Annotated in this window: 26 protein-coding genes; 19 read left to right on the top strand and 7 right to left on the bottom strand. The window is 33.3% G+C overall.

Annotated elements, in window-relative coordinates; all coding sequences use genetic code 11:
- Positions 1–6: 6 nt before the first annotated feature.
- On the bottom strand, positions 7–744 hold the full coding sequence (locus HYN56_RS24610; protein WP_109194616.1) for a tyrosine-protein phosphatase: 738 nt from the start codon (positions 742–744) through the stop codon (positions 7–9).
- 112 nt (positions 745–856) lie between these two features.
- On the opposite strand from HYN56_RS24610, the gene HYN56_RS24605 reads away from it, so the two are divergent.
- Positions 857–2,047: a DUF5009 domain-containing protein gene (locus tag HYN56_RS24605; protein WP_109194615.1), complete on the top strand. Its 1,191-nt coding sequence runs from the start codon at positions 857–859 to the stop codon at positions 2,045–2,047.
- Between the two features lie 194 nt (positions 2,048–2,241).
- On the opposite strand, the gene HYN56_RS24600 is transcribed toward HYN56_RS24605, so the two are convergent.
- The gene (locus HYN56_RS24600; protein WP_109194614.1) at positions 2,242–2,793 is read right to left on the bottom strand and encodes a hypothetical protein; all 552 of its coding nucleotides are present in this window, start codon (positions 2,791–2,793) and stop codon (positions 2,242–2,244) included.
- A 146-nt stretch (positions 2,794–2,939) separates the two neighbouring features.
- On the opposite strand from HYN56_RS24600, the gene HYN56_RS24595 reads away from it, so the two are divergent.
- The 12 genes from HYN56_RS24595 to HYN56_RS25140 all read left to right on the top strand — a co-directional run bounded on the left by HYN56_RS24595 (position 2,940) and on the right by HYN56_RS25140 (position 12,261).
- Positions 2,940–4,124 carry a BamA/TamA family outer membrane protein gene (locus HYN56_RS24595; RefSeq protein ID WP_240622630.1) on the top strand — a complete coding sequence of 395 codons (1,185 nt, stop codon included), beginning with the start codon at positions 2,940–2,942 and terminating at the stop codon, positions 4,122–4,124.
- Positions 4,125–4,156: 32 nt separating this feature from the next.
- The gene (locus HYN56_RS24590; RefSeq protein WP_109194613.1) at positions 4,157–5,320 is read left to right on the top strand and encodes a glycosyltransferase family 2 protein; all 1,164 of its coding nucleotides are present in this window, start codon (positions 4,157–4,159) and stop codon (positions 5,318–5,320) included.
- An 84-nt stretch (positions 5,321–5,404) separates the two neighbouring features.
- Positions 5,405–6,757 (top strand): dihydrolipoamide acetyltransferase family protein, encoded by a 1,353-nt coding sequence (locus tag HYN56_RS24585; protein ID WP_109194612.1) that lies wholly within the window; start codon positions 5,405–5,407, stop codon positions 6,755–6,757.
- Positions 6,758–6,978: 221 nt separating this feature from the next.
- The gene (locus HYN56_RS24580; RefSeq protein ID WP_091492174.1) at positions 6,979–7,749 is read left to right on the top strand and encodes a 3'-5' exonuclease; all 771 of its coding nucleotides are present in this window, start codon (positions 6,979–6,981) and stop codon (positions 7,747–7,749) included.
- Between the two features lie 90 nt (positions 7,750–7,839).
- On the top strand, positions 7,840–8,451 hold the full coding sequence (locus HYN56_RS24575; RefSeq protein WP_109194611.1) for a fumarylacetoacetate hydrolase family protein: 612 nt from the start codon (positions 7,840–7,842) through the stop codon (positions 8,449–8,451).
- Positions 8,451–8,795 carry an Hpt domain-containing protein gene (locus HYN56_RS24570; RefSeq protein WP_008468078.1) on the top strand — a complete coding sequence of 115 codons (345 nt, stop codon included), beginning with the start codon at positions 8,451–8,453 and terminating at the stop codon, positions 8,793–8,795. Before HYN56_RS24575 ends, HYN56_RS24570 begins: the two co-directional genes overlap by 1 nt.
- A gap of 155 nt (positions 8,796–8,950) precedes the next feature.
- A complete protein-coding gene (locus HYN56_RS24565) occupies positions 8,951–10,204 on the top strand; it encodes a CinA family nicotinamide mononucleotide deamidase-related protein (protein ID WP_109194610.1) in 1,254 nt (417 codons plus the stop codon).
- 71 nt (positions 10,205–10,275) lie between these two features.
- Positions 10,276–10,512: a 50S ribosomal protein L28 gene (gene rpmB, locus HYN56_RS24560; RefSeq protein ID WP_008468080.1), complete on the top strand. Its 237-nt coding sequence runs from the start codon at positions 10,276–10,278 to the stop codon at positions 10,510–10,512.
- A gap of 27 nt (positions 10,513–10,539) precedes the next feature.
- Positions 10,540–10,722, top strand: coding sequence for a 50S ribosomal protein L33 (gene rpmG / locus HYN56_RS24555; protein ID WP_008253902.1), 183 nt, complete (start codon positions 10,540–10,542; stop codon positions 10,720–10,722).
- 73 nt (positions 10,723–10,795) lie between these two features.
- Positions 10,796–10,948, top strand: coding sequence for a DUF4295 domain-containing protein (locus HYN56_RS24550; protein WP_008468081.1), 153 nt, complete (start codon positions 10,796–10,798; stop codon positions 10,946–10,948).
- A gap of 188 nt (positions 10,949–11,136) precedes the next feature.
- A complete protein-coding gene (gene ftsY, locus HYN56_RS24545) occupies positions 11,137–12,090 on the top strand; it encodes a signal recognition particle-docking protein FtsY (RefSeq protein ID WP_109194609.1) in 954 nt (317 codons plus the stop codon).
- Between the two features lie 6 nt (positions 12,091–12,096).
- Entirely contained in the window at positions 12,097–12,261 is a 165-nt protein-coding gene (locus HYN56_RS25140; protein WP_167398349.1) for a hypothetical protein, read from the top strand.
- Between the two features lie 78 nt (positions 12,262–12,339).
- On the opposite strand, the gene HYN56_RS24540 is transcribed toward HYN56_RS25140, so the two are convergent.
- Complete coding sequence (locus HYN56_RS24540; protein ID WP_109194608.1) at positions 12,340–13,404, bottom strand: serine hydrolase domain-containing protein; 1,065 nt, start codon at positions 13,402–13,404, stop codon at positions 12,340–12,342.
- Between the two features lie 232 nt (positions 13,405–13,636).
- Here HYN56_RS24540 and HYN56_RS24535 point away from each other — a divergent pair, with 232 nt between their 5' ends.
- Both HYN56_RS24535 and HYN56_RS24530 read left to right on the top strand, forming a co-directional pair.
- A complete protein-coding gene (locus HYN56_RS24535) occupies positions 13,637–14,077 on the top strand; it encodes a lipocalin family protein (RefSeq protein WP_109194607.1) in 441 nt (146 codons plus the stop codon).
- Positions 14,058–14,354, top strand: a complete 297-nt coding sequence (locus tag HYN56_RS24530; protein WP_109194606.1) for a DUF721 domain-containing protein — start codon at positions 14,058–14,060, stop codon at positions 14,352–14,354. The genes HYN56_RS24535 and HYN56_RS24530 overlap by 20 nt, the downstream gene beginning before the upstream one ends.
- A gap of 114 nt (positions 14,355–14,468) precedes the next feature.
- Here the strand turns inward: HYN56_RS24530 and HYN56_RS24525 are convergent, their stop codons facing one another.
- From HYN56_RS24525 to bshC, 3 genes are all read right to left on the bottom strand, one after another.
- The gene (locus tag HYN56_RS24525; protein ID WP_012026941.1) at positions 14,469–14,888 is read right to left on the bottom strand and encodes a nucleoside-diphosphate kinase; all 420 of its coding nucleotides are present in this window, start codon (positions 14,886–14,888) and stop codon (positions 14,469–14,471) included.
- 221 nt (positions 14,889–15,109) lie between these two features.
- Positions 15,110–16,381, bottom strand: a complete 1,272-nt coding sequence (locus HYN56_RS24520) for an acyltransferase family protein (RefSeq protein ID WP_109194605.1) — start codon at positions 16,379–16,381, stop codon at positions 15,110–15,112.
- Positions 16,382–16,504: 123 nt separating this feature from the next.
- The gene (gene bshC / locus HYN56_RS24515; RefSeq protein WP_109194604.1) at positions 16,505–18,094 is read right to left on the bottom strand and encodes a bacillithiol biosynthesis cysteine-adding enzyme BshC; all 1,590 of its coding nucleotides are present in this window, start codon (positions 18,092–18,094) and stop codon (positions 16,505–16,507) included.
- A 273-nt stretch (positions 18,095–18,367) separates the two neighbouring features.
- Here bshC and HYN56_RS24510 point away from each other — a divergent pair, with 273 nt between their 5' ends.
- From HYN56_RS24510 to HYN56_RS24495, 4 genes are all read left to right on the top strand, one after another.
- Complete coding sequence (locus HYN56_RS24510; protein ID WP_109194603.1) at positions 18,368–19,645, top strand: MFS transporter; 1,278 nt, start codon at positions 18,368–18,370, stop codon at positions 19,643–19,645.
- A gap of 100 nt (positions 19,646–19,745) precedes the next feature.
- Entirely contained in the window at positions 19,746–20,000 is a 255-nt protein-coding gene (locus HYN56_RS24505) for an autorepressor SdpR family transcription factor (RefSeq protein WP_109194602.1), read from the top strand.
- A gap of 3 nt (positions 20,001–20,003) precedes the next feature.
- On the top strand, positions 20,004–20,666 hold the full coding sequence (locus HYN56_RS24500) for an SdpI family protein (protein ID WP_109194601.1): 663 nt from the start codon (positions 20,004–20,006) through the stop codon (positions 20,664–20,666).
- A gap of 20 nt (positions 20,667–20,686) precedes the next feature.
- Complete coding sequence (locus HYN56_RS24495; protein WP_109194600.1) at positions 20,687–22,060, top strand: alpha/beta hydrolase family protein; 1,374 nt, start codon at positions 20,687–20,689, stop codon at positions 22,058–22,060.
- A 65-nt stretch (positions 22,061–22,125) separates the two neighbouring features.
- Here the strand turns inward: HYN56_RS24495 and HYN56_RS24490 are convergent, their stop codons facing one another.
- Positions 22,126–22,569, bottom strand: a complete 444-nt coding sequence (locus HYN56_RS24490) for a T9SS type B sorting domain-containing protein (RefSeq protein WP_167398348.1) — start codon at positions 22,567–22,569, stop codon at positions 22,126–22,128.
- Positions 22,570–22,604: the final 35 nt, after the last annotated feature.

The following is a 22,604-nucleotide window of genomic DNA, read 5'->3' as shown; positions in this document are numbered from 1 at the left end:
TCTTTTTTAAAACCTAAAGAATTGATTGTTTTTTATAATTTCCTTTAAATTAGATATTTGGTCCGTTTTTACTTTTTGTTCAAAACATGCAATATGTTTACCATGATGAACATCTGTCCCAACAAAATCATAAAGTCCTTTTTTTAAGAGATGTTCTGCTGTCTGAGTGATGTCTTTTCCATAGTATCCTACCATTGACAATAAGTTAAGTTGAAATTTACAACCAGCATTTTTAATTTTATCGTATTCCTTTAAATTTTTACTATAAAACAGATATCTTTCCGGATGTGCTAAAACGGGAATATATCCTGCAACTTGTAGGTCGAATATTATTTTGTACAACTGTACAGGAGCATTTATATACGACATTTCTACCAGTACATAATTATCTTTTAGAGTAAGGAGTTTTTCTGTTTTGAGATGATTTCCAAACCAGTCATCCATAAAATATTCAGCAGCAGTTTTAAACGAAGGATTGAGGTTTTCTCCTTTTAATAAAGATTGGGTTTCATCATATTTTTCGATAATCTTCTGTTCGGAGTTATTCCAGATATAATGACTTATATGTGGAGTCGTAATAAACTGGGAGATTCCCAGTTCCTGAAATCCTTTTGTAAGTTTTTTTGTTTTTTCAATGTCTTTTGCGCCATCATCTATTCCAGGCAGGAGATGCGAATGGATATCGACATAATCGCCTCCTAAAAGGTCTTTCAAAAAAGGTCTCGATTTAAAGAATGTAAACATGGGGTAAAAACGTGTAACTCAAAATTTATAAATTGTAAAATTAATGTAGAATTTCTAATAACGCATTTTAGAATTACACTATATTTGATTTTTAGTAAAAAAGTAAAAATTTATGAAAATAAAAGAGAATTTATTCAATCAAAGAATTATTTCTATTGATGCTTTACGTGGAATTACCATTTTTGTAATGATTTTTGTAAATGAACTGGCTAGTGTTCAAAATGTGCCACAATGGATGAAACATATGCCTGCAGATGCAGATGCCATGACTTTTGTTGATTTAGTTTTTCCCGCTTTTTTATTTATTGTCGGAATGTCTGTTCCTTTTGCTTTTAACACCAGAATAATAAAAGGAGACAGTGCCAAAACAATTTGGACACATACTCTTAAGAGAGCTTTGGCACTTATTATTATTGGAGTTTTTATGGTAAATGCCGAATATGGTTACGATGCTTCTAAAATGATTATTTCGCCAGTCTTTTGGGGACTTTTAGCCTACATAATGCCAATTCCGATTTGGAATAAATATCCGAAAGATTTTCCGCTTTGGCTCAAAAATGTATTGCAATATGGAGGTATTTTAGTTCTTATTACACTATACTTTTTATACATTCAGGATACCGGCGAACGTGGAATGACTCCAAAATGGTGGGGAATTCTCGGTTTAATTGGTTGGGCATACCTTTTAACCGTTGTCTATTACTGGCTGGTTTCAGGAAATTTGTGGGCCATGATCGGATTTCTGATTTTTAGTGTAGTGATGAACTCTCTAAATCTTACCGAAAATTCATTTGTTCACAATACTTTCTGGTTGAGTTTTATAGCGGGACATCTTACGCATGGTGCACTCGTCTCTGCTGGAGTCGTAATCTCATTACTATTTTTTGATCGAAAAATTGAAAATAAAATCAATTGGCCTGTAGTTGCTTTTATCATTTTGTTTTTTTCAGTTGGATTTGCTTTAAGACCTTTATTCGGAATCTCAAAAATAAAAGGAACTCCATCCTGGACAATGATCTCAGCGGGAATCTGTACTGTATTGTTTTACTTTTTATATTGGTTGATGGAAATTAAAAAACAAACCAAATGGAGTGCTTTTTTTATGCCCGCAGCAGCAAATCCGCTTTTAATTTATATACTTCCGGGAGTGATTTATTATTTCTGTAAAGCATTTAACATTCATATTATTCCGGGATATTTCAGAGAAGGTGTTCCGGGAATTATCTGGTCTTTAGTATTTTCTACAATTATGCTTTTCGTAATGAAAATACTGAATAAATATAAAATTCAATTGCATTTGTAGTTTTATCAAAGCGGTTTTTTAGCGCGAAGTGCACTAAGGATTTTCGCAAAGTTTGCAAAGAATTTTTGCGATGAATGTTTCAAAAATATAAAAAGGTTCGCAAAGTTTTGCGAACCTTTTACTTTTATATAAAGTGTTATTTGCTTAAAAAACGTAGCACTCTTTCGCGGTAAATAATTTGGTCGTATTCGAAACTAATTTATAACAACCGACTTTATTTTCAAAACCGATCCGGAAACAGGATTATAATTCACAAAGTTGAATTTGCATAAGTTGTGAATATTCAAGAGTTTTCCGTCAGAAAGTTCGTCCTGTTTAAAATCGGACCAGAGAATTTTTATAGTTTTAAATCGATTGGGAGAAGCCGGCATACTAACTCTTGGATGAGAACCTCCATGTACACAACCAGTTCCTTCTGAATTTCCTTCTCTTGCCTGCAATTTTATAATTTGGGAAGATTGGTATGTAATTTCTACATATTTTGATTCGCTTGAAAGATTGATCGGAATTCCATCATTTGTTTCAGATGGATTAATCATGACATTCAGTTCAATTTCTCCTTTCGGATTTTCTTTTGCGGTTACCACAATTATTCCTTTTTTCAGTCGAAGATCGTTTATCTTTTCTTCACTTTCTTTAGAAGGCCCGGCAATAAACCATTTGTTAGATTTTATAAGATTTTTTCTTTTTTCTTGTGCTTTCGCAGAAAAACCAAAAACTAAAAGACAGATTAATAATTGACGCATAAGACTTTTTAAAAATCAGATAATCAGAAACTCAAATGTAGCTTTTTTTGAGTCACTTAAAAATCTTTTTTATTCCAATATAAATATTGGTTATTATTCTTAATAAAATTATAAATTTGTAAGAAGTGGTTTTTAAAATATTGTAAATGAATAATTTAAAAATTGTATATGTCTTCTGTTTCTGCTGGATAAGTTTGTTTTGTAATGCACAAAACGACAGCTTGAGTGTGGGAAATCGGGATATATTGGATGTTATTCATAAAATTTTTGATAAAAATGATTCCATTAAAACGGACCATCAAAAAAAACTGGCTTTCTCTTTACTTCCTGTTCCTGTCGATGTAAATTCCAGTACAGGTCTTGTTGTTTCTTTTTTAACTACTTTTTATTTGGGCGAAGACCATGAAAAAACCAAAATGTCGCAGGTTACTTTTTCGCCTTATTTTAGTTTTACCAAACAATATGTTTTTCCGGTTCAGTCTTACGTTTACACTAGTGAAAATAAATGGAATTTTATCGGTGATTACCGGTATATGATTTATCCTCAGGATACTTACGGTTTGGGCGAACACGATTCAAAGGATAAAATGTCAACACTCGATTATCAGCAATGGCGATTTTATCAATTCATTACCCGAAAGATCGTGGGAAATTATCGTTTAGGTACCGGTTTTCTTTTTGATAATTATCAGAATATTTCTGAAGAATCTTATATAGATGGTGAAACCGATTATTACCAATATATGAATGGCGATTTCTCAGACGAGACTTCGTTTGGATTTGCGATTCAGGGTTTATATGATTCTCGGGAAAACATCATTAATCCAAAGCAAGGATTATATGTTGAAGCCGATTTACGTATCAATACCAGCGGAGTTGACGGAGATAAATGGCAATCCTTATATATTGATGCCCGTAAATACCATTCTTTCAGCAAAACCAAACACAGAGTCTGGGCTTCAAGAGCTTTTTACTGGTCAACATTTGGCGGAAAGCCTCATTATCTGGATTTGCCAAGTATTGGCTGGGATCGGGATGGAAAAACGGGAAGAGGTTTTACCAAAAACAGATATCGAAGCAATGCCTTAATTTACTTTGAAACCGAATATCGAACAGACATCAGCCGAAATGGTTTTTTTGGTGCGGTATTTTTTACCAATATTTCTTCTGTTTCCAAATTGGATACTTACGAATTTAAAAAGTGGAATCCCGCTGTTGGAACAGGAATCCGCATCAAATGGAACAAACGAAACGGAAGTAATTTGGCTTTAGATTACGGAATTAGTAAAAACGACTGGTCGCTTCGTTTGGGGTTATCAGAAAATTTCTAACTTTCGGCCAAAATCTACAAGATCAATTTTGCATGCAGTTATCGGTTATTATTCTCAATTATAATGTGCGTTACTTTCTGGAACAATGCGTTTTAAGTGTTCAGGAGGCAATCACGGCAATCGATGCTGAAATTATTGTTGTAGATAATAATTCATCAGACGAAAGTGTTTTGATGATGAAAGAAAAATTTCCAGAAGTAAAATTGATTGAAAACAAGGAAAATTTTGGTTTTCCGAAGGGAAATAATATTGGTTTTCGTCAGGCGAAAGGAAAGTACATCTGTATTTTGAATCCAGATACCGTTGTGGGAGAAGATACATTCTTGAAGATTCTGGCTTTCGCCGAAAAGCAAAATAATCTAGGAATTATCGGTTGTAAACTGATTGATGGAACAGGAGCGTTTTTGCCTGAAAGTAAAAGAGGAATTCCGACACCCTGGGTTGCCTTTACGAAGATTTTTAGTCTTTATAAAATCTTTCCTGGAACCAAACTTTTTAATCAATACTATGCCCAGCATTTGAATGAGAACGAGACAGGAAAAGTTGATATTCTCGTTGGAGCTTTTATGTTTTTAGAAAAAAAACTGTACGAAGAGTTAAAAGGTTTCGACGAAAATTGTTTTATGTATGCAGATGATATCGATTTGTCATATCGCGCTTTGCTGTTGGAAAAGACTAATTTTTATTTTCATGAAACAGCAGTTCTGCATTATAAAGGAGAAAGCACAGTAAAAGATGAAAAGTACATGAAACGATTTCAGGAATCGATGAATTTCTTTTATCAAAAACATTTCAGGAAATCGTGGTTCTTTAGTATCTTTATTAAAATTGGTGCTTTTTTATTTTCAATAGCTAAAATGTTTCAGGGAAAACAAAAAGAGAACCCATTGCCGGAAAGTTATTTTTTATGCTCCGAAAATGAGAATTTCACTGAAAAACTGGCTTCGATTTTGCAAAATAAAGTTGGTTTTTTAGATTTCAAAGAGGAAAAAATGGTAAATTCGTGCCTGATTTTAAAGGGTAAAAGAGCTGAGATCATTTTGGATAATCACTATGTTTCATTCAAAAAATGTATCGAAATCATAGAAACTCTTAAAGATAAGAAGGTTACTTTTAAAATATTTCCTAAAAAAACGGGTTTTATTATTGGAAGTAACTCCAGAAATGACAGAGGGCAAATTATAAAAATTGAGTAAAAAATTATATTAAGTGTAATTTATGTTTAAAATATTCGTTAATTTCGCAATCTGAAAATCAAAAACATCTTTTAGATTAACAATATGGCAAGATTTGAATTAAAGCTTCCGAAAATGGGAGAAAGTGTCGCTGAAGCAACCATTACAAACTGGTTGAAAGAAGTTGGAGACAAAATTGAAGCTGATGAAGCTGTGCTCGAAATTGCAACCGATAAAGTTGATAGTGAAGTGCCTAGTGAAGTATCAGGGATTTTAGTTGAGCAGTTGTTTGGAAAAGATGATTTAGTACAAGTAGGGCAGACGATTGCCATTATTGAAACTGAAGGCGGTGAAGCGGTGATTACAGAAGCAACTACGGTAGAAGAGACCGTTGTTCCTGAAGCAGCTGCAGAAATTGAAAAAACAATTGAAGCAGTTAAAGAAACTGTAACAACTGCAGAAGATTTTTCAGGTTCAGAAAAATTCTTTTCTCCATTAGTAAAAAATATTGCAAAAGAAGAAGGTATTTCTCTAAATGAGCTTGAAAATATGCCAGGTTCAGGAAAGGACGGCAGAGTAACAAAAGAAGATATTTTAAAGTATATAGAAGATCGTAAATCGGGAATTGTACAGGCGCCAAAAGTGGTTGAAGAAGCTCCGAAAGTGGTTGTTGAAACTCCAAAGGCAGTTCAGGCTCCGGAACCGGTTGTACAGAAAAGCCAGCAGGTAGTTCCTGTTTCTGTAAACGGAGGCGACGAAATTGTAGAGATGGACAGAATGCGTAAACTGATTTCAGGTTACATGACAGCTTCAGTTCAGACTTCTGCTCATGTCCAGTCTTTTATTGAAGTTGATGTGACAAACATTGTAAAATGGAGAGATAAAGTGAAAACAGCTTTCGAAAAAAGAGAAGGCGAAAAATTGACTTTTACGCCGATTATGATGGAAGCAGTTGCAAAAGCGTTGAAAGATTTCCCTGGAATGAATATTTCTGTTGATGGCGATTATATCATCAAAAAGAAAAATATCAATTTAGGAATGGCGGCGGCATTGCCAAACGGAAATTTAATTGTTCCTGTAATTAAAAATGCAGATCAGTTGAATTTGGTTGGAATGGCAAAAGCGGTTAACGATTTAGGAAACCGTGCAAAAGCTGGAAAACTAAAACCAGACGATACACAAGGCGGAACTTACACGGTGACGAACGTTGGAACTTTTGGAAGTGTTTTCGGAACGCCAATTATCAATCAGCCTCAGGTTGGGATTTTAGCTCTTGGAGCAATTCGTAAAGTTCCTGCAGTTATTGAAACTCCGGAAGGAGATTTTATTGGAATTCGTCAGAAAATGTTCTTGTCTCATTCTTATGATCATAGAGTGGTAGATGGAGCATTGGGAGGAAGTTTTGTGAAAAGAGTAGCAGAATATTTAGAAGCTTTTGATGTGGATAGAGATTTCTAAAGTCAATTAGAAAAATATTTCAAATCCGATTAGTTTATGACTAATCGGATTTTTTTTGTATTTTGTAAGAAAAGCGTTAGGGGGTAATGCTTTAACTTGTTATTGATGTATTTTTTAAAAGTTAAAATCGTTAAATGAAAGCTTTTTTCGACAAAAAAAACGAGAATAAAGGAGGATATTCGGCTTTAAAAATTACATTTGTAAACTTATAAAAATTAGAAATGGAATTAAAACTTAACAAGCCAATTTGCTTTTTTGATCTCGAAACAACGGGAATTGATATCGGTAAAGATAGAATCGTAGAAATTTCAATATTCAAAGTTTTTCCTAACGGAAACAAAGAAAGTAAAACCTGGTTGGTTAATCCAACAATTCCAATCCCTCCACAAACTACCGCTGTTCACGGTATTACAGATGAAAAAGTAGCTAACGAACCTACGTTTGCAGAATTGGCTCCGCATATCCACAATATGATTAAAGACAGTGATTTGGGCGGATTTAACTCAGATCGTTTTGATATTCCGCTTTTAGCAGAAGAATTGCTTCGCGCAGGAGTAGATTTTGATATGAAGAATAAGGTTTCTGTTGATGTGCAGACTATTTTTCATAAAATGGAAGAGCGTACTTTAAGTGCTGCCTTGAAATTTTATTGTGGAAAAAGTTTAGATAATGCCCATTCAGCTGAGGCTGATACGATGGCGACCTATGAAATTCTGAAAGCCCAGTTAGACCGTTATCCTGAATTGGAGAATGATATGAAAGCTTTATCTGAATTTACAACTCGTAAAAAAATAGCTGATTTTGCCGGAATGATTGCTTTTGATAAAGATGACGAAGAAATTTTTACTTTTGGAAAACATAAAGGAGCAAAAGTGGAGAAAGTTTTAGAGTCAGAGCCTGGATATTTCAGCTGGATTCAAAATGCTGATTTTCCTTTATATACCAAAAAAGTTTTGACAGCAATTAAATTGAGAAAATTAAACACAAAGTAAAGTATGCAGTGTTCAGTTTTTAGTGTTCAGTCTCTGAATGCTATAGGTCTTGCTGAATACTAAAAACTGAAAACTGAACACTAAATAATAATGAAGATTATCTGTGTCGGCAGGAATTATGCCAATCATATAGAAGAATTAAAGAACGAACGTCCGAGTGAACCGGTTGTTTTTATGAAACCCGACTCTGCGGTTTTGCTGAAACAACATCCGTTTGTGATTCCGGAGTTTTCCGAAGATGTTCATCATGAAGTAGAAATCATTGTAAAGATTAATAAAGTGGGGAAATATATTGAGCCTAAATTTGCTCATAAATATTATGATGATATTAGTGTCGGAATCGATTTTACAGCAAGAGATTTACAGAGTAAATTAAAAGAAAAAGGACTTCCGTGGGAAAAAGCCAAAGCATTTGACGGCTCGGCAGTTATTGGTGATTTTTTGCCAAAAACTGATTTTGTTTCTATGGAAAACCTTAATTTTGAATTGAAAACAAATGGAGAAACGGTTCAAAAAGGAAATTCAGGCATGATGCTTTGGAAGATTGATGAATTAATTTCGCATGTGTCTCAATTTTTCACATTAAAAATTGGAGATATTATTTTTACGGGAACGCCTGCTGGTGTTTCGGCTGTAAAACCAAATGATGTTTTAGAAGGCTTTTTAGAAGATAAAAAATTATTCAGAATACAAGTAAAATAATGGCTTTAAAGTACAACCTTTCGAAAGTGTATGCGCTTTCAGATAACGATCCTGAATTTGTAAATCAGATTTTAACTTTGTTTGTTACAGAAGTTCCGGAAGATTTAAAACAAATAAAAGAAGGAATTAAGAAAAAGGATCATAAATATGCCTATTCCTATGCGCACAAAATAAAGCCTACTTTGGATCTAATGGGATTGAATGTAGCCTTTGAAGAGATTCTTCAAGTGGAAGCCTGGACAAAAGCGGAAGGCAAGAAAAAAGATATTATTGAAACTTTTAAAAGTATTAAAGTGCAGGTTAAAGAAGCAATCAAAGAGATTAAAAAAGATTTTGATTTGTAAAAATATAATCAGAACCCAATTCTTGTATTGAAAAAGAATTGGGTTTTGTTTTCTAATTTTGAAAAACTACTGTTTCTGTAAATGAGATTCAAGTGCTGAATTTTCTTCCTTATAATAAACCTGTTTGAATCAGGTAAAACTTTCCTTAAATAAATATGAAAGCAGCAATCATAACAATTGGAGATGAAATTCTAATTGGTCAAATCGTCGATACAAATTCAGCTTTTATTGCTAAATCATTAGATAGAATTGGAGTTGAGGTAGCAGAAATGCTGTCTATAAGCGATGATAAAAAACATATTTTAGATACTTTTACTCAGTTACAAAACAAAGTAGATGTTGTAATAGTTACAGGCGGACTTGGTCCAACTAAAGATGATGTGACTAAAAAAACGTTCTGCAAATACTTTGATGATGAATTGGTTGTAAATCCGGAAGTTTTGGCGCATGTTACGGAACTAATTGAAGGTTTTTACAAAAGACCCATTTCACAACTTAATAAAGATCAGGCTTTGGTGCCATCAACTTGTACAGTGCTTCCAAATAAAGTTGGAACAGCGCCGGGAATGTGGATGAAGAAAGAAAATACGGTTTTTATTTCGCTTCCGGGAGTTCCTTATGAAATGAAATATTTGGTTGAAGAAGAAATTATTCCCAAAATAGTAAAAGAATATAAACGTCCGTACATTATTCATAAAACCATTCTGACTTATGGTCAGGGAGAAAGTTTAGTGGCGGAACGCATTGAACAATGGGAAAATAACCTGCCGAACTTTATAAAATTGGCTTATCTGCCAAATCCGGGCCGTGTTCGTTTAAGATTAACGGCAAGAGGAACGGATAAAGAAGTTCTGGAAGCGGCTATTGAAGAAAAGGTACGTTCGTTGGATTTGATAATTCATGACATTATTGTGGGGTATGAAGAAAACGAAACATTAGAATCTGTGGTTAGTAAAATGTTGACCAAACATGGTAAGACAGTTTCAACAGCAGAAAGTTTTACAGGTGGGAGAGTAGCTTCGTTATTATCTTCTGTTCCTGGCGCATCAGGCTGTTTTAAAGGAAGTGTTGTTTCTTATGCAACCGAAGCAAAAATAAATGTGCTCGGAGTTCCGGAGGAATTAGTAGATAAATTTTCAGTTGTAAGTGCTGAAGTAGCGTCGTCTATGGCTTTGAATGTGAAAAAGTTACTGCAAACAGATTATGGAATAGCAACGACGGGCAATGCAGGTCCATCGAAAGGTGATTCTGATGCAGAAATTGGCACTGTTTTTATCGCTTTGGCAACCCCAACAGAGGTAATTGTGGAAGAATTTAACTTCGGACAACCTCGTGAAAAAGTGGTAGATAGGGCAACAGTTAAGAGTTTAGAAATATTGCAGAAAGAAATTTTAAAAATTGTGCAATAATTTTTTGCTACAATGGTTTATTTTTCTTTTCTTTGCACCCTGATTTTGAATAACGATAAAAGATAAGTATAATGTCAAGAGTTTGTGACCTTACAGGTAAAAGAGCGATGGTAGGAAATAACGTTTCTCACGCTATGAACAAAACTAAGAGAAAGTTTTCTGTAAACTTAGTTAAAAAGCGTTTTTATCTTCCAGAAGAAGATAGATGGATTACTCTTAGAGTAGCAGCATCTACGATAAAAACAATTAATAAAAATGGAATCACTGCTGTTTTGAAAAAAGCACAGTCAGAAGGATTTATCAAATAATCTTTTCCTAAATAAATATATAGCAAGATGGCAAAGAAAGGTAATAGAATCCAAGTAATTTTAGAATGTACTGAGCACAAGACTTCTGGTGTTCCAGGAACTTCTAGATATATTACAACTAAGAACAAAAAAAATACTCCGGACAGATTAGAGATTAAAAAATTTAATCCAATCTTAAAAAGAGTAACTGTTCACAAAGAAATTAAGTAATAATTAGAGATTTTGATAAAATCTCAAATGGTTTTTCATTTGAAGATTTATTGAATTCCAAAACATTTGAATCATGGCAAAGAAAACCGTAGCATCGTTACAAACATCTTCTAAGAGATTATCAAAAGCCATCAAAATGGTAAAATCTCCTAAAACTGGTGCATATACATTCGTAGAATCTATTATGGCTCCTGAAGAAGTTGATGAATTCTTGAAAAAGAAATAATTACATTTACATTATATAGAAAAGCTACTTTCTTTCGGAAGTAGCTTTTTTATTACCTATATTTGTCTAAAAATTTAAAGAATCGTAACAATTGGCCTCTTTTTGAAAAACAATTGCACTTTCTTTAAAGATTTGGATTTCTTGTCTGATAATCGAGAAATCTAGTAAATCTAATAATCTACAAAAAAATGAGTTTTTTTAAAAAATTATTCTCTACCGAAAAAAAAGAGACTTTAGACAAAGGTCTTGAAAAAACAAAAACTACTTTTTTCTCGAAGTTAAGCAAAGCTGTTGCAGGAAAATCTAAAGTCGATGACGATGTTTTGGATAATCTTGAGGAAGTTTTGGTAGGTTCTGATGTGGGAGTAAATACCACATTAAAAATCATTGAAAGAATTGAAAAACGCGTTGCTGAAGATAAATATTTAGGAACAGAAGAGTTAAACCAAATTCTAAGAGATGAAATTGGTGCTTTATTGTCTGAAACAAATACGGGAGAAGCAACAGAATTTGAAGTTCCAAAAGATAAAAAACCTTACGTTTTAATGGTTGTTGGAGTGAATGGAGTAGGTAAGACAACCACAATTGGAAAATTGGCTTATCAGTTTAAAAAAGCAGGACACAAAGTAGTTTTGGGTGCGGCAGATACTTTTCGTGCTGCAGCAATCGATCAGTTACAAGTTTGGGCAGATCGTGTTGGAGTATCCATCGTAAGACAAAATATGGGAAGCGATCCGGCTTCTGTCGCTTTTGATACCTTACAGTCAGCTGTAGCTCAAAATGCAGATGTTGTTATTATTGATACTGCCGGGCGTCTTCATAATAAAATCAATTTGATGAATGAGCTTTCAAAAGTTAAGCGTGTAATGCAGAAAGTTGTTGAAGATGCACCTCACGATGTACTTTTGGTTTTAGACGGTTCTACAGGGCAGAATGCTTTTGAACAGGCGAAACAATTTACAGCTGCAACAGAAGTAACTTCATTGGCTGTTACTAAATTGGACGGAACAGCAAAAGGTGGTGTTGTAATTGGTATTTCGGACCAGTTTCAAATTCCGGTAAAATATATTGGTGTTGGTGAAGGAATTGAAGATTTACAAGTCTTTAATAAATATGAATTCGTTGACAGTTTCTTTAAATAATTTATAATGAAAAATATATCGGCTTTAACATTCTATTTTGCTAGTGTATTATCTTTTGTTCTGGCAAATGTTTTAAAAGATAAAAATCTTTCTGTATACTATGTTTTACTGGTTTTAGGGATTGTTTTGTTCTTTCTGGGAGTGCTTAAAAGAATAAAAGCTAATAAGTAAATAAGTATCAGTTTTAAAAAAACGAGAGTTTTGAAAAACTAAAGCGATAGTGTAAGCTTTAGTTTTTCAAAACTTTTTTTATTGATATAAAGCATTAATTTTCTCCCACAACGTTTTGTCAAAATCAGATAAAGCGAGATTTACATTGTCTGCTGCATCTCCCATTCTGATAACTACCATATTTTTGCTTGGAATCACGTAAATTTTTTGGTCATTCTTTCCTAAAGCCATAAACATATCAGTTGGCCCGGTTGGAATTACACTTCCCTGAAATGTTAACTGAGATTGTGGTAAGTGGTAAGAACTTTTTCCATTTAGCCACCATAAATAACCGTAGCCTAAATTAATATTTTGAGAAGTGTTTGTTGCTTCGTTAAAAAAAGCTTCGTTAAGAATTACATTGTTTTCCCATTTTCCTTTATTGAGCATTAAAAGTCCAAAACGCGCCATGCTTCTTGTTGTGCTTGTATAAACACTATTTACGCCAAGCTGAACCCATGTTCCGTTCATTCCGATTTTGTCTCTTAATTTAGTGTTGAAATAGTTTTCCCAGGTTTGTCCGCTGGCTTTGGCAACTACATCTTGCAGTTTTACATAAACGTTATGGTAAGCCCATCGTGCTCCGGCATCGGCTTTGTAGATTAAATCTTCCGGATCGACATCATCTGTAGAATCATCAAGTCCTGATGTCATGGTTAAAAGATGTTTACAGGTTATGAGATTTTCTTTTGCAGCTGTTTCGCTTGTCCATCCTGTTCCAATATAATCAGAAACTTTGTTGTTGATGTTTAAAAGGCCTTCTTGTTGTGCAATTCCTGTAACGGTTGAGGTTAACGTTTTTCCTGCGCTAGCCCAGTACCAATTTGTAGTAGCGGTATGGTTATTAAAGTAATTTTCGAGAACTATTCTTCCGTTTACTAAAATGATAAAGGATTTTGAATGTTTGAGTTCGAGATAATCTAAAAGTGGCTGTACGGCACTTTGATTCCATTTTAGATCTGCAATTGATTTTGTTTCCCAGGTTGTTCCTGTAAGAGGAGGGAAATACATGTTTTCTGAAGGAGTTGTATCAGGTTCTGTTGAATCTTTACTGCAGCTTATAAATAATAAGGCTGTCAATAATCCGTAAATAGTTTTGGTCATGTCTTTTTGTTTTTGGTTTTGGGGTTTGACCAAAAATATGCAAAATAGTTTAATGGGTTTTGTGATTTTTTGTTTCTTTTGATGATTATAAGCTTACCTTTGTAGTTCGAGAAAAATCTTTTGAAAACTGATGCCCTAGCCCTGATGGAAGCGGCATCCTTTTGTGCCGGGGTTCGGCACAAAAGATATAGTGGACAGCAGGTTTCAGCTCCTTATAAAAATTCAAGTACTTATGAAAAACACTTTTATGATTTTGGTTTTATCGCTTTTGTTTGTAAGCTGCAAACAAGAAGTAAAGCCTGAAGATATTGCTAAATTAAACGGTTATTGGGAAATTGAAAAAGTAGTTTTTGACAAAGGAGAAGAGAAAGACTATAAGATGAATGAAACTTTTGATTTTTTTCAAATTAAAGATAATAAAGGAGTTCGAACTAAAGTGATGCCTCAGTTTGATGGCACATTTTTAACGACAGATACTTTTGAGAATGTGTCGGTTCGTTTTGCGGGAGAACATGTTTTCCTGGATTATAAAACAGATTATACGAAATGGAGTGAAGAAATCATTTCGCTTTCGGATAAAGAATTAGTGGTTAAAAATCCACAAAAAATAGAATATCATTATAAAAAAGCAGCACCAATAAATCTCTTAAACGATGGCGAAAAGACTAAATAGCGAATCTACAATTAGTGCTGTTTTGCAGCAGATTATTGAAGTGAATAAGTTACAGGCAGGAATGGATCAAATTGATGTTCGCGAGGCATGGAAAAATCTTATGGGAAGCGGAGTAAATACTTATACAAAGAATGTTATTCTAAAAGGCAGTACTTTGTATGTAGAATTAGGCTCTGCAGTTTTGCGTGAAGAATTAAGCCACGGAAAATCCAAAATCGTTAAAATGATCAATGAAGAATTGAGACGTGATGTCGTGAAGGATGTAGTTCTGAGATAGTGTTCAGTGTTCAGTTTTTTTTAGTGTTCAGTTATGGTTAAGATAAAAAATCCCGATTTTTGAAAATCGGGATTTTTTATTTTATCTGCCAGCTAAAAAACTGAACACTGAATACTAGAATTGCTCTCTTCCTGCAAAGTGGAATGCACTTTCGATAGCAGCGTTTTCGTCGCTGTCAGATCCGTGAACTGCATTTTCTCCAATTGAAGTAGCGTATGCTTTACGAATAGTTCCTTCAGCAGCTTCAGCCGGGTTTGTAGCTCCAATTAAAGTTCTGAAATCTTCTACTGCGTTATCTTTTTCTAAAATAGCAGCAACAATTGGTCCGCGAGACATAAATTCAACTAATTCTCCGTAGAAAGGTCTTTCTGCGTGAACTGCGTAGAATGCTTTAGCATCAGCTACAGTTAATTGAGTTAATTTTAATGAAACGATTTTGAAACCACCATTAGTAATCATTGCTAAGATGTTCCCGATGTGTCCGTTTGCAACAGCATCTGGTTTAATCATTGTAAAAGTTCTATTTGTTGCCATTTTGTATTTTATTAAATTTTGTGCAAAAGTATACTTTTTTTATCAATTGATTTTAATAAATTCATAATTAAAAGTCATTAGAAACGATGTTTTGGGCAAGAAATGTTTTTCATGGAAACCATATAAGGAATATAAGTTCATTTTAGAACGCGTTAAAATTTATTTGGTGTTTCTTCGCGAAGCTTTTAAATGAACTTATATCACTTATATGGTGAAAAAAATTAAACTTTGAATATTAATTTGTTTCTATAGAAAATCCAAAGAATAAATGTCCAGATCGCTACATAGGTCAACGCGCCCGCTAAAGAAGCGGACATTGGATTGCTGAAAAAGGGTGCAATTCCGAAATGATATAAATAATTTAAAAGATTGGTTTGTTCTTCAGGATTGTGCGGATTTTGGAATCGGATCATGGTTAATGCCTGCGGAATAATCTGCGAAGCAAAAAATACAATCATAGGGTTTACTCCCCAAATTACAAACAGTTTGAATCCCTTTTTATATTCTGCTATGTCAATAATATAATACAATGCTGTTAGACATACAGTTGCTAATCCGGTTGTGTATAAAACGTAACTGCTTGTCCAAATTGATTTATTTATTGGAAAAACCAAATCCCAAATTAATCCGAAGAAAATAAGTCCAGTACCAATCATTCCCATTCTTTGTGCCTTCTGGATTTTAGTTACGCTTAGAAGTAAAATCTGCCCGATGAATAAACCAATTATTCCGTTTACAATTGATGGTAAAGTGCTTAATATTCCTTCCGGATCCCAGGTTTTGGTTTCGTGGTACATATGTCCTTTTAGAATAACGCTGTCAACCCAGGCGGCTAAATTGGTTCCTCTTTCCAGATTAGCTTCCCCAACTCCGGGAACAGGGATTAAGGTCATAACTGCCCAGTAGCCTAAAAGCAAAACGATTCCTGTAATTAATTGTATTTTTCGGGATGTTTTTAAATACAAAAGAGAAACAACAAAATAAACTACGGCAATACGTTGTAAAACCCCCGGTAGTCTTACGTCCTGATAATTTTCAAAACCTCCATAAGCTAAAATGAGATATATTGCCAATATACCAAAAGCAAAAATGTTTTTTAATTTAGTGCTAAAGTTTCCCATTAAAGCATATCCAACGGCAATAGTTACAGCTAATCGGGCAATAAGTAGCGGAATACCTTCCAGGCCAAACAACTGAATTTTTCCAAAGAAATTAAAGAATATTCCAAGACAGAGCATTCTTAACGAACGAATCAGGATTTTATTGAATGTTGTCTCATCGTAAACTTTGTCCGGCATTGCCAGCGGAACCGCAACTCCCATTATATAAACAAAAAAAGGAAAAACAAGATCGGTTGGCGTGCAACCGTTCCAGTGTGCGTGTAAAAGTGGCGGATAAACATTACCCCAGTCTCCCGGATTGTTTACAATTGTCATCAATAAAATAGTCAGTCCGCGAAAGACATCAAGCGAAATTAGGCGTTCTCTTACCATTTGGTTAGTTCGTTAATAGGTTATAAAATATAATTCTATTTGGTTTGAGAGAGCAATAATTTCGGAGATGAGCTGGTTATTTGTTTCCGAAATAATTACTTTGAATTTTTAAAGATAATTATTTTAGGTGATTATGATATTAAAATTATGTTCTAAGGGTTTTAATTTTTGAATTAAAAGCGGAATCAACTGTTCGCCGTTTTCTAAATAAAATTCGGAAAAGTTAGCCTGACGTTCCTGAAGACTATAATTTGGAAACAATTCGCATTGTAAATCTGTTACACGTTGCAATTCATCCTGTAATTTTCTTTTTTGCGCTTTTAATAAACGTTTTTCCAGATTTTCTAAACCTTTTTTCTGTTTTACTTCTTGTGCTTTTACGGCACCTGAAAAAGATTTATCGGTCTTTTCTGCTAATTCAAATAGATAAGCGAATTGTTTTTCAAGAGCTTGTTTTTGCTCTGTCAAATCAATTGGAAAAGGAGAAAGTTTATGTGTAATTGTATTGATCAGAATTTCAGATTTACTAAATAAATCTTTCCAGGTTAAGTTTAAATTGTCTGCTTTTTTAGCTTGTTTTTCAGTAGCCAAAAGAACTGAATTTCGAACCAGTAAAATTGGGAAAGTAATATTTACAGCTTCGAAAAACGATTTTAATTCCAGCCAATAAGCAATTTCTCCGCCTCCGCCAATATAACAAAGATTAGGCAGGATAATTTCCTGATATAAGGGACGCATAATTACATTCGGGCTAAATTTTTCCGGATTATTTTCCAGTAATTTCAGAATTTCTTCTTTAGAGAATGAGATTTTGGTATTGTTGACAATGTACTTATCATTTTCAAAAATGATTCTTTCACGAAGTTTGTCTTCAATATAAAATAAATTGATTTCTCTCGGATTTACCTGAACAGTATAATCTGAAAGTTTTTCAATTGATTTTTGTACCGTTTTAAACGAAGTTTGATTTTCTAATTCTTCTTTTACAAAAGGAATAAAGGCTCGTTTCAGTTTAGTATCATCAGCATCAATAATCACTAAACCATAAGTTGAAAAAAGAGCGTTGGCAAGAAAACGTGTCGCATCAGCCAGATTTTCATGTTTTAAATACGCATCTTCAAATAGTTTTTTCAGTGTGTTTGCATTTGTGCTTGAACCTAATTCTTTAGAATAGATTTCAAATAAATCTTCTAATCCGTCAGTGGATAATCTGCCGACAGGTCCTGTGCTTTCGGCATTCCAGCGTATTTTTTTTCCTTTAAAATTAAAATAATTAATTTCTTCAAAATCATGGTCTTCTGTTGCCATCCAGTAAACAGGGACAAAATTATAAGAAGGATATTTCGATTTTAATTCTTTGGTCAGATTAATCGTGGAAATGATTTTATATAAGAAATACAAAGGTCCGCTAAACAAATTTAACTGATGTCCTGTTGTAATCGTAAATGTATTTTCCAGTTTTAAAAGCGTAATATTATGCTGGGTTGACTCCGAAATCTCAATATTTTGATATTGTTTTTGTAAAGTCTCAACCAATGGGATTCGGTTATTCTGATCAAAATTAGCTGCTTTTTCAGTAATCTGTTTTTCAAAATTTTCTAGGGTTGGAAAATTATTGTACAGCGTTTTTAATTCTGCTTTTTGATCTAAGTAATCCTGCATTAGTTTAGAAAAATAACCAGAAGATTGAAAGCTGATACAGTCGGTAGGCATAATTGAAAATTTATTTTTGACAGCTGTAAATTTAATGAAAATATACAGTTAAAAACGTTTTTAACGATTGCTTAAGATTTGATTTTTCAATTTTGTTTTAAAATTCCCATAATCAGGTTTTTGAGAATTGATAAAAGAATGATTTTTTAAAATATAAAACTCATGGTTTTTGTTAAAAAACTAAAAGTGTTTTAAAACTAATTCTCTTAAAGCTGAATTATTAATAATGAAACTATATTTTTGTAATCAAAGAAAAAGTTATATCAATTTTACATGAAAACGAACCCAACTCAAAAGAACTCTTTAAAACATGTTCTTTTTGGAAGCCTTATTGGCACGACAATCGAATTTTTTGATTTTTATATTTATGCCAATGCCGCAGTATTGGTTTTTCCTCAGTTATTTTTCCCTGGTTCAGATTCGACAATGGCGACATTGGAATCTTTAGCCACTTTTTCGATAGCCTTTTTATCCAGGCCATTAGGATCTGCATTTTTCGGACATTACGGAGATAAGATTGGACGTAAATTTACTTTGGTTGCTGCTTTATTAACAATGGGTATTTCGACAGTTACAATTGGATTTTTGCCAAGTTATGCCAGTATTGGTGTTGCTGCTCCGTTATTACTGATGCTTTGCCGTTTTGGACAAGGTGTAGGTTTAGGAGGCGAGTGGGGAGGAGCTGTTTTGTTGGCTATCGAAAACGCACCACCAAATAAACGTGCCTGGTACGGAATGTTTCCACAATTGGGAGCTCCAATCGGATTATTACTTTCAGGAGGAACTTTCCTGTTATTAACCGACTCTATGAGCAATGAAGATTTTATGGATTATGGATGGAGAATTCCATTTATTGCCAGTGCACTTCTGGTAATTGTTGGTTTTTATATTAGAACAAAAATTACTGAAACACCTTCTTTCGAAAATTCTAAAAAAGAGCAGGAAGAAGTTAAAGTACCGTTTTTAGAATTAGTGAAATCATATAAAAACCAATTGATTTTTGGAACGTTTGCAGCTATTACAACATTCCTGGTTTTTTATTTAATGACAGTTTTTACCCTGAGCTGGGCAACATCAGACTTAGGGATTGTAAAAAGAGACGGATTATTAATTCAATTGTTTTCTGTGTTGTTTTTTGCTCTTTTTATTCCAATTTCTGCTGTAGTGGCAGACAAAATTGGTCGCCGTAAGATGCTTATTTTAGCTACGGCAGCGATTGCTGTTTTCGGATTTTTCTTTGCTTATTTCTTAAGTTCCGGAAACATTGTTTTAGTTACTACTTTTGCTTGTATCGGAATGTCTTTAATGGGATTTACTTATGGTCCGTTAGGAACTTTTTTATCAGAGTTATTTCCAACCAATGTTCGTTATTCCGGAGCGTCATTAACATTTAATATGGCAGGAATTCTTGGAGCTGCTTTTGCGCCGATGATTGCAATTTGGCTAGCTAAGACATATGATGTGAGTTATGTAGGCTTTTATTTAGTTATTGCAGCACTGATATCCTTAATTTCATTTTTGGTAATTAGTAAAGACGAACATAAGTTTTAACAGGTTCATGAAAATATTTGAAAGCAGTAATGTAAAAAATTACTGCTTTTTTTTGTTAGTTTAAAAAGTATTTAGATATTTGTCTAAATATATAAATGAAATGAATGATATTTTTAAAGCATTAAATGATGCAACCAGAAGAGAAATTTTGGAGCTTTTAAGACAGAAAGATATGTCTGCCGGCGAAATTGCTGATGCATTTAATATTTCGAAACCAAGCATTTCACATCATTTGGATATTTTAAAGCGTGCAGATTTAATTACATCCGAGAAAAGAGGGCAATTCATCATATATTCTATCAATACCACCATAATGGAAGATGTTTTGCAATGGATACTAACCTTTAAAAAATAAAAAATGAATTTAGAATTTAAAAAAGAGCTTCCAATTATTGGAATTATTTTGGTGCCTTTTGTTTATTTAGCAACAATCTGGAATGAGCTTCCTGAAACCGTTCCCATTCATTGGAACTCTAAAGGAGAGATTGATAATTGGGGAAATAAACTTAGCTTAATTGGAATGCTTTTCATGCTTCCTGTTTTAACTTATGTAATCCTGTCTGTGATTTCAAAGATTGATCCTAAAAAGAGAATGTCTTTAATGGGAGGGAAATTGTATCAGCTCAAATTTATTTTAGTTCTATTTATGTCAATTTTAGCCTTGTTTATTATTTACAGCACAAAAAGCCAAACTATTTCGAGTCCAAGTTTTGTTTTTGTATTGCTTGGTGCTTTATTTATGATTTTAGGCAATTATTTTAAAGTAATGCAACCAAACTATTTTATAGGAATCAGAACACCGTGGACTTTAGAAAATCCAGAAATTTGGAAAACAACACATGTTTTTGCTGGGAAACTTTGGTTTGTTGCAGGTCTAATTATCATTTTAGGAAGTTTGATTTTTGAAAGTGCTGGTTTTTCTAAAGTATTTATGATAATTGTTTTTGCCATTGCAATTGCTCCTATTGCTTATTCCTATTTAAAATTTAAAAGCCATACTAAAAAAGAAAATAATCTGTAATCAAACCAATTCTGCTAAAAATGAAAAAAATAATACTTATTCTAACTTTTGTTCTGACTTCTTCTGCAATATTTGGAAATGAAATTCTAGGAGATTGGAATGGTCTTTTAAAAGTCCCAGGTGCTCAATTAAGAGTAGTTATTCATATAGTAAAAACTGAAAATGGATATACTGCAACGATGGATAGTCCAGATCAGAAAGCGACAGGGATTCCTGTTGCAAAAACTACTTTTATAGATGGTGTTTTGAAACTAGAAATTGAAGCTGTCAAAGGCTCTTATGAAGGAACATTAAATAGTAACAACACTATCAGAGGTAAGCTTACACAGAATGGACAATCTTTTGAATTGAATTTTTCGAGAGAAATTGTTAATAAGGAAGTTCACGCAAGACCTCAAGAGCCACAGACACCATTTTCGTATTATACTGAAGAGGTAAAGGTTGAAAATAAAAAAGACAAAATTACGTTGGCTGGAACTTTATCTCTTCCTAAAAAAGAAGGCAGTTTTCCTGCAGTCATTTTAATTACGGGAAGTGGGGCTCAAAATAGAGATGAGGAAATACTTGGTCATAAATCTTTTCTAGTATTGTCTGATTATTTAGTAAAAAAAGGATTCGCAGTATTACGAATGGATGATCGTGGTTTTGGTGAATCTACTGGTAAATTTAAAGATGCTATTACCTTAGATTTTGTTAATGATATTCGAGCTGGAGTTGCTTATTTAAAAACTAGAAATGAAATAAATAAAAAGAAAATTGGTTTAATTGGTCATAGCGAAGGTGGTTTAATCGCACCAATGATTGCTGCAGACTCTAAAGATGTGGCTTTTATTCTACTATTAGCCGGACCGGGACTTCGCGGTGATAAATTACTGTTAAGGCAAAATGAAGATTTACAAAGACAAAGTGGTGTTTCTGAAAAGGAAATTCGAAAAGATTTTGAGATTTTAAAAGGTGCTTACGACTTAGTTATCGCTTCTTCTGTAAATGATGAGAAATTTAAAAAAAGCATTGAAACTTATTTTGAATCTAAGTTAGGTGCTGAAAATGTTGATACAACTAAACAATATACAGCCTTTGTTACAGATAATTGGGGTTACGATTTTTTAAAGATTAATCCTGCTACTTATCTAGAAAAAGTAAAATGTCCAGTCTTGGCGTTAAATGGAAACAAAGATTTACAAGTTGCGGCCGAAGCTAATTTGGAAATTATAAAAAAGACTTTGGTGAAAGCAGGAAATAAAAACGTTACAGCTAAAATTTTGCCTGATTTGAATCATTTATTTCAAGAATGTCAAACAGGTTCTCCAAGTGAATATGAAACAATAGAACAAACCTTTTCTCCAATTGCATTAGAAGAAATATCGAACTGGCTTTTAGTACAAACGAAATAAAATTAGGCTTGAAATTTTAATAAAAAGTCCGCAATCTTTATTAAGACGCGGACTTTTCTTTTATGTTATCGTTTCAAACTAAAATGGCCTCTAAATTCTGTACCATTAAAACGTGTGGCTGAAAACCAATAATCGGATGCAGGTTCTAGATTACCAAGATAAGTTCCGTTCCAGGAAGTATTTGGTGCCAATTCTTTAATTAGTTTTCCGTAACGATCATAGATTTTAATTCTGCTATTTGGAGCTAAATAAGCAGAGTCAATTGTCCAAAGATCGTTAAATCCGTCACCGTTAGGAGTAAAGAATTTAGGAAAAGGAAGTTCTTCAACAAAATGGATACAATCACCAGTTGTTGCTTCCTGAATATTTATAGTAACTGGAATTCTATCACTTTCGCAATTGCTGATAGTTTGAGTGGCATAATAAGTAATTCCATTTTCAAGAGATGTTGATTCTGAAATGGAAATAGTTGAAGAAATGTTTTCATACCATTTGATATTCTGTCCCAAAACTCCAATATCACTAATTTTTGCATTTTTCTGAA

The sequence above is a fragment of the Flavobacterium crocinum genome, assembly GCF_003122385.1.
GTDB lineage: Bacteria > Bacteroidota > Bacteroidia > Flavobacteriales > Flavobacteriaceae > Flavobacterium > Flavobacterium crocinum.
This window is presented reverse-complemented; position numbering and strand designations above follow the sequence as displayed.